At 69.9% G+C, this 12,937-nt stretch carries 10 protein-coding genes; 6 read left to right on the forward strand and 4 right to left on the reverse strand.

Translation table 11 applies throughout. The features are described 5' to 3' along the window. Positions 1–5: 5 nt before the first annotated feature. From ACFYWY_RS04790 to ACFYWY_RS04800, 3 genes are all read right to left on the reverse strand, one after another. Complete coding sequence (locus tag ACFYWY_RS04790) at positions 6–986, reverse strand: alpha-ketoacid dehydrogenase subunit beta (protein ID WP_389179735.1); 981 nt, start codon at positions 984–986, stop codon at positions 6–8. Positions 987–988: 2 nt separating this feature from the next. Further along, a complete protein-coding gene (pdhA, locus tag ACFYWY_RS04795; protein ID WP_389179738.1) occupies positions 989–2,137 on the reverse strand; it encodes a pyruvate dehydrogenase (acetyl-transferring) E1 component subunit alpha in 1,149 nt (382 codons plus the stop codon). Positions 2,138–2,486: 349 nt separating this feature from the next. Continuing rightward, the gene (locus ACFYWY_RS04800; protein ID WP_389179741.1) at positions 2,487–2,636 is read right to left on the reverse strand and encodes a hypothetical protein; all 150 of its coding nucleotides are present in this window, start codon (positions 2,634–2,636) and stop codon (positions 2,487–2,489) included. A gap of 59 nt (positions 2,637–2,695) precedes the next feature. On the opposite strand from ACFYWY_RS04800, the gene ACFYWY_RS04805 reads away from it, so the two are divergent. After that, positions 2,696–3,703: a phosphotransferase gene (locus ACFYWY_RS04805; protein WP_389179744.1), complete on the forward strand. Its 1,008-nt coding sequence runs from the start codon at positions 2,696–2,698 to the stop codon at positions 3,701–3,703. Between the two features lie 81 nt (positions 3,704–3,784). On the opposite strand, the gene ACFYWY_RS04810 is transcribed toward ACFYWY_RS04805, so the two are convergent. Next, positions 3,785–5,314, reverse strand: coding sequence for a protein kinase (locus ACFYWY_RS04810; RefSeq protein WP_389179747.1), 1,530 nt, complete (start codon positions 5,312–5,314; stop codon positions 3,785–3,787). A 362-nt stretch (positions 5,315–5,676) separates the two neighbouring features. Here ACFYWY_RS04810 and ACFYWY_RS04815 point away from each other — a divergent pair, with 362 nt between their 5' ends. The 5 genes from ACFYWY_RS04815 (at position 5,677) to ACFYWY_RS04835 (ending at position 12,806) form a co-directional block, all read left to right on the forward strand. Beyond that, the gene (locus ACFYWY_RS04815; protein ID WP_389179750.1) at positions 5,677–7,317 is read left to right on the forward strand and encodes a protein kinase; all 1,641 of its coding nucleotides are present in this window, start codon (positions 5,677–5,679) and stop codon (positions 7,315–7,317) included. Positions 7,318–7,532: 215 nt separating this feature from the next. Beyond that, positions 7,533–8,162 carry a hypothetical protein gene (locus tag ACFYWY_RS04820; protein ID WP_389179753.1) on the forward strand — a complete coding sequence of 210 codons (630 nt, stop codon included), beginning with the start codon at positions 7,533–7,535 and terminating at the stop codon, positions 8,160–8,162. 85 nt (positions 8,163–8,247) lie between these two features. Beyond that, entirely contained in the window at positions 8,248–8,976 is a 729-nt protein-coding gene (locus ACFYWY_RS04825; protein WP_389179756.1) for a PadR family transcriptional regulator, read from the forward strand. Positions 8,977–9,192: 216 nt separating this feature from the next. Further along, a complete protein-coding gene (locus ACFYWY_RS04830) occupies positions 9,193–9,945 on the forward strand; it encodes an ABC transporter ATP-binding protein (protein WP_389179759.1) in 753 nt (250 codons plus the stop codon). Continuing rightward, positions 9,942–12,806, forward strand: a complete 2,865-nt coding sequence (locus ACFYWY_RS04835; protein WP_389179761.1) for an FtsX-like permease family protein — start codon at positions 9,942–9,944, stop codon at positions 12,804–12,806. Before ACFYWY_RS04830 ends, ACFYWY_RS04835 begins: the two co-directional genes overlap by 4 nt. Positions 12,807–12,937 lie beyond the last annotated feature (131 nt).

Here is a 12,937-nt window from a genome sequence, read left to right on the forward strand (position 1 = left end):
ACTCCTCAGTACGCGAGCGAGCGGTCGACGGCGTCCAGCACCCGGTCAAGACCCGGAAGGTACTCCTCCTCGAGCCTGGCCGGCGGGTACGGCGCGTGGAAGCCGCCGACCCTCAGCACCGGGGCCTCCAGTTTGTAGAAGCACCGCTCGGTGATCCGGGCGGCGATCTCCGCACCGGAACCGTAGAAGACCGGGGCCTCGTGCACCACGACCAGCCGGCCTGTCTTCTCCGCCGACGTCTCGATGGTGTCGAAGTCGATCGGGGACATCGAGCGCAGGTCGATGACCTCCACCGACTTGCCCTCCTCTGCGGCGGCGGCCGCCGCCTCGACGCAGACCTTCACCATCGGCCCGTACGCGGCGAGCGTGATGTCCGATCCGGTCTGGACGACGCGGGCCTTGTGCAGCGGACCGGGGATGGCGTCGACATCGACCTCGCCCTTGTCCCAGTAGCGCCGCTTCGGCTCGAAGAAAATGACCGGGTCGTCGCTCTGGATCGCCTGCTGGAGCATCCAGTACGCGTCGGAGGAGTTGGACGGCGAGATCACCTTGAGGCCCGCGACGTGCGCGAAGAGCGCCTCGGGGGACTCGCTGTGGTGCTCGACCGCGCCGATGCCGCCACCGTAGGGAATGCGGATGACGACCGGCATCTTGATCTTGCCGAGCGAGCGGGCGTGCATCTTCGCGAGCTGCGTGACGATCTGGTCGTACGCGGGGAAGACGAAACCGTCGAACTGGATCTCCACGACGGGCCGGTAGCCGCGCAGCGCGAGACCGATCGCCGTGCCGACGATGCCCGACTCGGCGAGCGGCGTGTCGACGACCCGGTCCTCGCCGAAGTCCTTCTGCAGTCCGTCCGTCACGCGGAAGACGCCGCCGAGCTTGCCGACGTCCTCACCCATGATCAGGACCTTGGGGTCGGTCTCGAGCGCCTTGCGCAGCGACTCGTTGAGTGCCTTCGCGATGGGGAGCTTCTGTACAGCCATGGTTAGTTGCCCTCCTCGGCGAAGGACGCCTGGTACGCGATGAACTGGGCGCGCTCCTCGTCGACGAGCGCGTGCCCGTCGGCGTAGACATTCTCGAAGATCGCCAGGTGGTCGGGGTCGGGCATGGCCCGTACGGCCTCACGCACCCGCTTGCCGAGCGTCTCGCTCTCCTCGTCCAGGGACGTGAAGAACGCCTCGTCGGCGAGGCCGGCCTGCTCCAGGTACGTGCGGAGGCGCAGGATCGGGTCCTTGGCCTCCCAGGCCTGACGCTCCTCATCGGCCCGGTACTTGGTCGGGTCGTCCGAGGTGGTGTGCGCGCCCATCCGGTAGGTGAACGCCTCGATCAGCGTCGGGCCCTCGCCGCGACGGGCCCGCTCCAGCGCGGAGCGGGTCACGGCCAGGCAGGCGAGCACGTCATTGCCGTCGACGCGGACGCCGGGGAAGCCGAAGCCCTGGGCGCGCTGGTAGAGCGGCACGCGGGTCTGCTTCTCGGTCGGCTCGGAGATCGCCCACTGGTTGTTCTGGCAGAAGAAGACGACCGGGGCGTTGTAGACCGCGGAGAAGGTGAACGATTCGGCGACATCGCCCTGGCTGGACGCGCCGTCGCCGAAGTACGCGATCACGGCGGAGTCGGCACCGTCCTTGGCCACGCCCATCGCGTAGCCGGTGGCGTGCAGCGTCTGCGAGCCGATGACGATCGTGTACAGGTGGAAGTTGTTGGTGTTCGGGTCCCAGCCGCCGTGGTTCACACCGCGGAACATGCCGAGCAGATTGGTCGGGTCGACCCCGCGGCACCAGGCGACGCCGTGCTCGCGGTAGGTCGGGAAGACGTAGTCGTCGTCGCGCAGCGCGCGGCCCGACCCGATCTGTGCGGCCTCCTGGCCCAGCAGCGACGCCCACAGTCCCAGTTCGCCCTGCCGCTGAAGAGCGGTGGCCTCGGCGTCGAAGCGGCGGGTCAGGACCATGTCCCGGTACAGCCCGCGCAGCTCGTCGGGGGTCAGGTCGATCTCGTAGTCCGGGTGCTCGACGCGCTCTCCCTCGGGCGTCAGCAGCTGTACGAGCTGGGGGTCGGAACTCTGCGGCTTCTTCGCGGCGCTGACGCGCTTGCTGCTGCGTCGCGGTTTGCGCGCGGCAGTGCTCTCCACGGTCACGTGCGTGCTCCTCCGTCGGTCCGGCCCCCGGGTTCGCCGGTCGGCCAGTGCGGCTCGCCTGATTCCCGTACCCGTGCACGGGGTGGGGTGCCACTCGGCCGGAATCAGGCGTGACAGGTGCCCCGGCGAGTGCCGCCAATGGCACGTTACCCAGTGGGAAGCATTACTGCGAAACCCCATTTGACCTGCGATTTTGCTTGGATTTCCAAGTAAATCGAGAAATTCGGGAACAACCACTGGTCACAGCCTTGCAGGCCGCCGGAACACCGGCACGTTATACCGGGCACCCCGGACACGGGAAGAGTAGATGTGCGAGACCGTCTTCTTGCCTGGAGAGGGAAAAATCAGCCTATTTCTGCTCGATGACGACGAAGTCGTCGGGCGTAGCGACCATGGGCTGCTCTCGGCCATCGAACAGCAGCGCCGTCGAGGTCTGCCGATCCAGTGGTGGCCTGTCGGTCCATATGCGCATCTCGCCCCGGTTCGTTCCTATGCACACGTTGGCATTATCTGCAAGAGCTGCCGCTCGGCCACGCTGCGTGATCTAGCATCTGGCGAGTGCCGCGCTCATCTGTAACTGCCCCACCTGTCGATGCGCTGCTGCGCCGCTACTCCGACCCGGGCGAACCCGTCTCCTGCGAGCCCGTCACGCAGGGGCTCCTCAACCGCGGCTACCGGCTCGCCACCACCCGTGGCGCGTACTTCCTCAAGCACCATCTCGACGGCGACCACGAGGCCATCGCCCGCCAGCACCGGGCCACCCAGCGACTCCAGGCGCTCGGCGTGCCGGTCGCGCCGCCCGTCGAGGACGCGAACGGCGACACGGTCGTCGTCATCGGCGGGCGGTGTTACGCCCTGCATCCCTGGGTCGACGGACGGCACCGCGACGGAGCGCAGCTGTCCACCCTCCAGTCGCGGCGGCTCGGCTCACTCCTCGGCCTCGTACACACCTGTCTGGAGCGGGTCATGGCGGTGGACGCCACAGCGTCCCGGGAGTACGAGAGCGCCGACCCCGAGGAGACCTTCGCCCTCATCGACGAACTGCTGGGGCTGGCGCGCAGTGCGCGGCCCCGGGACGCCTTCGACGGCCTCGCCGAGCACCGGCTGCTCGAACGGCGCGCGCTGCTGGAGCGCCATGCCGACCGCAGACCGCCGCCGGCCTCCGCGGGCTGCTGGGTGCACGGCGACTTCCACCCGCTGAATCTGCTCTACCGGGGCGCGGAGCCGGCCGCGATCGTCGACTGGGACCGGCTGGGGGTGCACCCGCGCGCGGAGGAGGCGGTACGGGCAGCGGCGATCTTCTTCGTCCAGCCCGCCGGGGAGCTGGAGCTGACGAAGGTACGGGCGTACGCACAGGCCTACCGGCGGGCGGCGGGCGCGGACGAGTCGGAGCTGGCGGCGGCGGTGCACCGGGTGTGGTGGGAGCGGCTCAACGACTTCTGGATCCTGCGCTGGCGTTACCAGCTGCACGACCGAAGGGCCGACCCGCAGTTTCCTGCGGCGTCGGCCCTGGCGGTGTGGTGGACGAGGGAGTACGAGGCGGTGTGCGAGGCCTTCGCGGGGTGAGGCCTTCGCGGGGTGAGGCCTTCGCGGAGTGAGGCCTTCGCGGGGTGGGGCCTTCTCGGAATGAGACCGTCGCGGGGCCCGTCAGCCGTTGTTGTCTCCCGGGTCGCCCGGATTGCCGGTCGACGCCGTCGGTTCGTCGGTCGGCCCGGTGGGATCGGCCGTGGTCGGCTCGTCCGTCGGCTCGCCGGTCGGATCCGTCGGGTCGGCCGTGGTCGGGTCGTCCGTGGGCGTCTGCGGATCGCTCGGCGTGAACGAGGGAGTGTCGGACGGCGTCCAGGACGGCTCCTGATCGTCGCCCGTGGGGTCCGGCTCCTCGCTCTGATCCGTCTCCTCATCGGTCGGCGTCGGCGAGGCGTCCGGCGTCGACGGGGTCTCGGAGATCGTGGTTTTGTCGTTCGGTTTGTTGCCGGTGGTCCCCGCCTTGTCCAGCGCGAAGGCGATGCCCGCCGCGATGGCGATCACCGCGAACACGGCGAACAGCCACATCTTTCCGCGGCCGCGGCCCTTGCCGTCGCCGTTCCGCCCGCCCCGGTGACCGCCGTCGTATCCCCCGTCGTTCGGGTTCATCGGCGGCAGGATCGGGCTCTGCGAGGTATCGCCGTGCACGGGGTGGTGCGTCGCGGTCGGCCCGGTCGTACCCATCGCCGGGGTGAACCCGCCGTCGTGCGTCTCGACGGGACCGGTGCTCCAGGTGCCGGTGTGGCTGCCCTGCTGCTGAAGCATCTGCAGCCCGTACTGCACCAGACCGCGCATCTCCTCCGCGCTCTGGAACCGGTCGTCCGGGTCCTTCGCGAGCGAGCGCATCACCAGGCCGTCGAGCTCCGGCGGCACCGCGTCCGAGACCTCGGAGGGCGGCAGGGGGATGTCCTGGACATGCTGGTAGACCACCGAGAGCGGCGTCTCGCCGGTGAACGGGGGCCGCAGGGCGAGGAGTTCGTAGAGCAGACAGCCCGTGGCGTACAGATCGGAGCGGTGGTCGACGGCCTTGCCCAGCGCCTGCTCGGGGGAGAGGTACTGAGGCGTGCCCATGACCATGCCGGTCTGAGTCATCGTCGACTGCGCGCCGTGCAGGGCGCGCGCGATGCCGAAGTCCATCACCTTCACCGCACCGGAGTTGGTGATGATGACGTTCGCGGGCTTGATGTCGCGGTGCACGATGCCGTGCTGGTGCGAGTAGGCGAGCGCCTCAAGCACACCGGAGACGATGATCAGCGCCTGCTCGGGCGGCGGGGCCTCCGCCTGGACCAGCAGATCGCGGATGGTGCGCCCCTCGACCAGCTCCATCACGATGTACGGGACGGTCTGCCCGCCCACCACGTCCTCGCCGGAGTCGTAGACCGCGACCACGGCATGGTGGTTGAGGCCGGCGACCGACTGCGCCTCGCGCGTGAAGCGGGCCTTGGAGACCGGGTCCTCTGCGAGGTCGGAACGGAGCAGCTTGACGGCGACCGTGCGGCCGAGCCGTACGTCCTCCGCCGCGAACACCTCGGCCATGCCGCCACGTCCAAGACGGTGCGTCAGGCGGTAGCGGCCGTCGCCGACCAGTCCGCCGATGCCCCAGTCCGCCGCATCCGGCAGTCCGCCGCCGCCTGCTTCGGGTTCCGGTGCCATCAGTCCTCGCCGTCGTATCTGTCCGCGTGCGCACTGTGCGTGCGGGTTTCGCTGTGGTCCTCGGGGTGCTCTGCCACGTCACGCTACAGCCTTCGCGCGAGTCGCCTCTTTCGATGTGGACCGGTCATCAAACCCGCTGCCCGTGCGGCCGTGCAAATTCCATGCTTTTCCGGTAACGCTTCCGAGACGCTTCCAGTGCGTACGGTCACGGAACGGGCACCTGGCTTGACGTCCCGGACCCCTCGGGCAGACTTGCCCCGTAATACGGATCACGTCATACGGATCCATCACGGAATGCGGATCACAGCGCAACGGGATCATCGCGGGCCATCGAGCCTGCGCGCCGAGGGGGATGCACAGTCATGAGCCAGGACGGCGCACAGGGCCGCTATGCGGGTGGTTCCGTAGCGGGCGGCCGGTATCAGCTCCGCGACCTGCTCGGTGAAGGCGGCATGGCCTCCGTGTATCTGGCGTACGACTCGGCACTCGACCGCCAGGTCGCCATCAAGACGCTCCACACGGAACTGGGCCGGGAGCAGTCCTTCCGCGAACGGTTCCGGCGCGAGGCGCAGGCGGTCGCCAAGCTGTCGCACACCAATATCGTCTCGGTCTTCGACACCGGCGAGGACGAGCTCGACGGCTCGCTGATGCCGTACATCGTCATGGAGTACGTCGAGGGCCAGCCGCTCGGATCCGTACTGCAGACGGACATTCAGCAATACGGCGCGATGCCGGCCGACAAGGCGCTGAAGGTGACGGCCGATGTGCTGGCCGCGCTGGAGACCAGCCATGAAATGGGCCTGGTACACCGGGACATCAAGCCCGGCAACGTGATGATGACCAAGCGGGGCATCGTCAAGGTGATGGACTTCGGCATCGCGCGCGCCATGCAGTCGGGCGTCACCTCGATGACGCAGACCGGCATGGTGGTCGGCACTCCGCAGTATCTGTCGCCCGAGCAGGCGCTGGGGCGCGGCGTCGACGCGCGCTCCGACCTGTACTCCGTCGGCATCATGCTGTTCCAGCTGCTGACCGGGCGGCTCCCGTTCGACGCGGACTCGCCGCTGGCGATCGCATACGCGCATGTGCAGGAGGAGCCGGTCGCGCCGTCCACGATCAACCGCTCCGTCACCCCGGCGATGGACGCGCTGGTCGCGCGGGCGCTGAAGAAGAACCCGAACGAGCGCTTTCCGAGCGCGGCCACGATGCGCGACGAGTGCGCGCGGGTGGCGAGCGCCGGGCAGACGGGGGCGCCGGTGATCATCGGCGGTGCTCCGGCCACGAGCGGCGCGGGGGTGGGTTCCGCGGTGTTCCCGCCGCTGGATCAGTCGACTCCGGCGCCGCAGAACGTGCAGACTCCGTACCAGCCCGGTCCGTACGGACCGCCGACGCCGGCGCCCGTGCAGGCTCACACGCCGGCTCCCGCTCCGACGCCGCAGTACGGCTACCCGCAGACGCCGGCCCCTCCCGCCTACCACACTCCTGGGCCGATGGCGTCGACGCCGCCGCCGTACAACCTCACGCCCCAGCAGGGGGTTTCGGGCGGCAGCGGCGGCGGTGGCGGCAAGCGGAACATGCCGGTCATCGTGGGCGCGATAGTGGTGGCGCTGCTGGCGGTCGGCGGCCTGATCGCGGCGATCGCGCTGAACAAGGGCTCGGGGGGCGGGGACAACGCGGGCGGCGACCCGAGCTCGAGCGAGTCTGCGGACTCGGCGGGACTGGCTCCGGACCGCACCCGGACGATCGAAAAGACGAAGTGCTCTGACGCCACTGAGGACGGCACGGACCCGGCGAAGGTGCAGGCCCCGGACCTCCTCTACAAGGACCTGCTGTCGGTGAAGGAGTGCCTGCGGTCCGCCGGGTGGACCTGGAAGGTGATCGAGGTGGACAACCCTCAGTACCCCAAGGACGCCGTGGTCGAGCAGTACCCCAGCCAGGGTCAGCCCGTGGTGATGCAGAACCAGGAGTTCGAGCTGAAGATCTCCACGGGCAAGTCCGGATAACCCGAGCCGCATCGAATCCACGGGACCGGCCCGGCACGCGCATCGCGTGCCGGGCCGTTCCCGTTTCCCGTTTGCCGTTTCCCGCCTGCCGTTTCCCCCGCTCTCCTCCTATTGCCCTCCCCGGGATGCCGGAAGTGTCACGGCATGTGACGCTGAGTCCGATATCCATGACATCTCGGCGACTCGGCACGGGAGGGGGTCACGCCGTGACTCCAATGCTCCGCACACGGTGCGCGGTCGCGGCCGCCTCGCTCCTGCTGCTGGCGACGCCGCTTGCGTACGCCGAGGAGTCCGAGGAGTCCGAGACCCCCGACCGCACCCGGACCGACACGCGTTTGGCCGCGCGTTCCGCCACGCCGGCAGCTTCGGCCTCCGCTTCCCTCGCGGGGCGGCAGGCCGGGGAGGGGCGGCAGCGACCCGGACGGACTCCCCGGTCGCAGAGCCCGGACGAGTCCGAGAGCCCCGACAGTGAGGACCCCCCGAACGGTGAGCCGTCCGCCGCACGGTCCGAGTCGGATTCCGAGTCCGAGTCCGAGTCGGATTCCGAGTCCGAGTCGGATTCTGCGTCTGATTCGGCATCGCGATCCTCCGAGTCGGAGCCCCCTCCAGGGGAGGACGAGGCACTCGAGACGGAGGAACAGGAGGAGCGGGAAGAGCGGGAGGAAGCCGAGGATTTCCCGGCGCTCTCGCCGAGCCCGACGCCACCCGCCGCCGCACGTGACCAGGAACCTCAGGCCGTCCCCGAGCCCGTCGCGCACCAGATCAGCCCGCTGTCACTGGGGGTCGGGATGGCGCTCATGGGGCTCGGAATCGGCTTCCTGGGGGTACGGCTCCGGCGTCGTTGATCTTCTCGTCCTCCTCAGGATGGACTCACAGACTCCGCCTCTCGATGGTTGGCGGTGGTCGCCATACCCGGTATATATACCGAGTATGTCCATCCGCCACGGGCTCCTTGCCCTCCTCGAGCACGGCCCTCGCTACGGCTCTCAGCTCCGTACGGAGTTCGAGTCGCGCACCGGAGCCACCTGGCCCCTCAACGTCGGTCAGGTCTATACGACCCTCAACCGCCTGGAGCGCGACGGCATGGTCGCCCAGGGCGGCGAGGACGACGCGGGCCATGCGCTGTACGTCATCACCGATGCCGGGCGCACCGAGCTGAAGAGCTGGTTCGCGACGCCTGTGGACCGCAGCAGCCCGCCACGTGACGAGCTGGCGATCAAGCTCGCGATGGCGGTGGGTGCGCCCGGCGTCGACATCCGTGCCGTCATCCAGTCCCAGCGCCACCACACGGTGAAGGCGATGCAGGACTACACCCGTCTCAAGGCGCAGGCGCTGGCCGCGATCGAGAACGGGGGCTCGCAGGAACGCGACGACGTGGCCTGGCTGCTCGTGCTGGAACAGCTGATCTTCCAGACGGAGGCCGAGGCACGCTGGCTCGACCACTGCGAGGTGCGGCTCATCCGCCTCTCCGCGGCGGCCGGCCGGGGAGCGGACCGCGACGCGGAGCACACGACGGCCGCATCCCTGCTCGGCACCCCGGCGGGGCGGGCGTCTTCGGCGTCTCCGACGGGGGCGCCATCGGAAGGCCCGTCGGGTCAGGCATCCCCGGCGGCACCGTCAGGCTCGGCGCGCGCACGGCCGCCCGCGCCGCCGAGGTAGCCCGCCGAACGCCGCCGACGTCCGCGCGCACGGCCGCCCTTGCCGCCGGCGCAGCCCGCCGAACGCCGCCGACACAGTCCACGGAACGTCGCGGCTCAGTTCACCGAACGTCCCGCTCGCCCAGCTCTCGCAGTCTTCGTACATCGGCTGCACGCGCTGCATCCGCTCGCGGCAGCCAGCCGCTCGTACACCGTCCGTCCAAGGGGGGACCCTTCCATGTCCGACCACCAGTCACAGAAGTCACAGCAGCCAGTGCTGCAACTCCAGCAACTCACCCGAGTTCACGGCAGCGGCGCCACCGAGGTGCATGCTCTGCGCGGCATCAACCTCGATGTCTTCCCCGGCGAACTCGTCGCGGTCATGGGCCCGTCCGGCTCCGGCAAGTCCACTCTGCTCACCATCGCGGGCGGACTCGACATCCCCACCTCGGGGCGTGTGATCGTCGAGGACACCGACATAACCACCGCCGACCGCAAGACGCTCGCCGCCCTGCGCCGCCGCAGCATCGGCTATGTCTTCCAGGACTACAACCTCATCCCGGCGCTCACCGCCGCCGAGAACGTCTCCCTGCCGCGCGAGCTGGACGGCATCTCCGCACGCAAGGCCCGCACCGAGGCGGTCGCCGCGCTGGAGGAGATGGAGCTCGGCCATCTCGCCGATCGCTTCCCCGACGAGATGTCGGGCGGCCAGCAGCAGCGCGTGGCCATCGCCCGCGCTCTGGTCGGCGAGCGCCGGCTCGTCCTCGCCGACGAGCCGACCGGCGCCCTGGACTCCGAGACCGGCGAGTCCGTACTCGCCCTGCTGCGCGCCCGCTGCGACAGCGGCGCGGCCGGCATTCTCGTCACCCACGAACCGCGCTTCGCGGCCTGGGCGGACCGTGTGGTCTTCCTGCGCGACGGCGCGGTCGTCGACCAGACCATCCGCAGCCAGGCCGACTCGCTGCTCTCGGGCCAGGCGGCAGAGCTGTGAACAGTTGGTACCACTCCTGGCGGGCCGCGATCCGGATCGCCCGCCGCGACGCCTGGCGCTCCAAGGGACGCAGTTTCCTCGTCCTCGCCATGATCGCCCTGCCCATCCTCGGCGTCAGCGCCGCGGATCTGACCCTGCGCAGTGCCGAGCTGTCGACCGAGCAGAGCCTGGAGCGCACGCTGGGCGCCGCCGACGCACGGCTGACCGACGCCGGCACGGGCGGCGTGCCCGTCATGCAGACCCCCGACGGCGACAACTCAACACCGGTCGGCGACTTCGAGAACAAGCCCTATCCCGAGGGCAAGACCGACGTCGACAAGGCACTGCCCACCGGTGCCAAGTCCCTGACGGACTCGCTGGGTTCGGGCAAGCTGCGCACCACGCACGGTCTGCTGAACACGGAGATCCGGGAGCTGAAGGCCTCGGACCCGTTGGTCAAGGGCATCATGGTCGTCGACCAGGGCCGACTCCCGCAGAAGACCGACGAGGTCGCCGCGACCACGCACTTCCTTCAGACCAGCGGTCTGAAGGTGGGCTCCAAGCTCACGGCCCGCGGGCTCGACCGCGAGTACAAGATCGTCGGCGCCTACGAACTCCCCGACGCGCTCGACACCGACCAGGTCAACGCGCTGCCGGGCGCGCTCCTCGCCCCGCTCGACAAGGCCCTGGAAAAGGCCGGCCTGCCCGTGACCGAGGCGAGCACCACGCATCTGGTGAGCGTGTCCGGTGGTTTCACGTGGAACATGGTCAAGGAGGCCAACACCAAGGGCGTAACGGTCAATTCGCGCGCCGTGGCTCTCGACCCGCCCGCCAGGTCGGACGTTCCGATCTTCCAGCAGGAGGGCTGGGGCCAGTTCGAGGAGAGCACGGCCGCCAAGGCCGCGGCGCTCGCCGCGGTCGGCACCGTCGTCGGCCTCGCGATGCTGGAAATCTGCCTGCTTGCAGGGCCTGCCTTCGCGGTCGGCGCCCGGCGCTCCCGGCGCCAGCTCGGCCTGGTCGGCGCGAACGGCGGCGACCGCCGCCACATCCGCGCCATCGTCCTCGCCGGCGGCCTGGTCATCGGCATCGCCGCGGCGGTGGTCGGCACGGTCCTCGGCCTGCTCCTCACCTTCGCGCTGCAGCCGCTGCTCGAGGACTACATGGGCAAGCGCTTCGGCAGCTTCGACGTACGGCCGCTGGAACTGCTCGGCATCGGGCTGCTCGCCGTGCTCACGGGCCTGATGGCCGCGATCGTCCCGGCCATCACCTCGTCCCGCCAGTCCGTGCTGGCCTCGCTCACCGGCCGTCGGGGCGTACGCAAGAGCAGCCGGGTACTGCCGGTGATCGGCCTGATCGCGGTCGGGCTGGGCGCGGCGATCGCGCTCTACGGCTCGGTGATGACCGACCAGTTCATCGTTGTCGCGGGCGGCAGCGCCATCGCCGAGCTGGGCGTTGTCGCGCTGACCCCAGCCCTGGTGGGCCTGTTCGGCCGGACCGGACGCATCCTGCCGCTCTCCCCGCGGCTCGCGCTGCGGGACGCGGTACGCAACCGGGGCCGTACGGCTCCGGCCGTGGCCGCGGTGCTGGCCGCCGTCGCGGGCACCGTGGCAGTGGCGACGTACGCCGCCAGCGACGACGCCCAGGGCAGGGCGGCGTACGAGGCACGCCTTCCGCACGGCGCGGTCTCGGTGATGCTCGACGAGGCCGGCGGCCGGGACGTCCCGGCGGTGCGCGCCACCGTGCAGAAGATGCTGCCCATCGATCTACGGGCCGATGTGGACCGGATCTCGGTCGGCAAGGCCAACTGCTCGATATACGGCGACGGGGAGGGCTGCGGCCGCTACGAGGTGGTCGTACCCAAGGCGAACCAGTGCCCGCTGTGGGTGCCCGACCCCGCTCACCCGGACGAGGACCCCACGCAGAAGTTCAGCAAGGCCGAGCGCCGCAAGCTCGCCGAGGACTGGCGCTGCAAGGAGCTCCCGGGCGGTGGCAGCTACGTCGACGGCGGTGTGCTGGTCGGTGACGCGAAGCTGCTGAAGGTGCTCGCGATCGACGACGCCGCGGCCGAGAAGGCGCTGGCGGCCGGCCAGATCGTGTCCTTCGACAAACGCAACGTCGACGCCAAGGGCAAGATCGGCATCCGGCTGATCACCGACACCAAGAGGGCAGACGAGGCCGCGGAGAAGGGCAAGGACGCGCCGGGCGAGATCAAGAGCTTCACCGCGCACCAGGTCGCGGGTGAGACCAATTCGTACGGCGTCGCGATGATCCTGCCCCCGGCCGCGGCCAAGTCGGCGGGCATCAGCACGGTGCCGTTCGGGGCGTACTACTCGACGGACAAGATGCCGAGCAGCGAGCAGCGCCAGCGGCTGGACGGCGAGCTCGACAAGACCGGCTCGGACATCAACCTCCACATCGAGGAGGGCTACACCAGCGAGAACAGCATCATCCTGCTGGCGCTGACCGTCTTCGCCGGACTGATCACGATCGGCGCGGCCGGTATCGCCACGGGCCTGGCCCAGGCGGATGCCGAGGCCGACCTGAAGACGCTGGCGGCTGTGGGCGCACCCCCACGGGTCCGCAGGACGCTCAGCGGATTCCAGTGCGGTGTGGTGGCCGCGATGGGTGTGGTCCTCGGCTCGGCGGCGGGTGTTCTGCCCGCGATCGGGCTGCGGCTCACCGAGAAGCGCTCGCAGATGAAGTGGTACCAGCAAGCGCTGGACCAGGGCTACGGCTCGGTCGACTCGGTGCCGCACGTACCGATCATCGTGCCCTGGGAGACCCTGGCCGCGCTGCTTGTCGCGGTCCCGGTCGGCGCGGCGCTGCTGGCGGCGCTGGTGACCCGCTCCCGCGGCGCGCTGTCCCGCCGCGAAGCGACCTGACCGGCGTAACCAGGCGCATCCGGCATCCGGCATCCGGCCATATCCAGCGGCTTCGTGCCCCCGTACCAGGGTGGATCACCCTTGTACGGGGGCACACCGTGTGGTGAGGCACAGGTGCGAGAGAATGGCGG

The organism is Streptomyces sp. NPDC002870 (assembly GCF_042888505.1).
Lineage (GTDB): Bacteria > Actinomycetota > Actinomycetes > Streptomycetales > Streptomycetaceae > Streptomyces.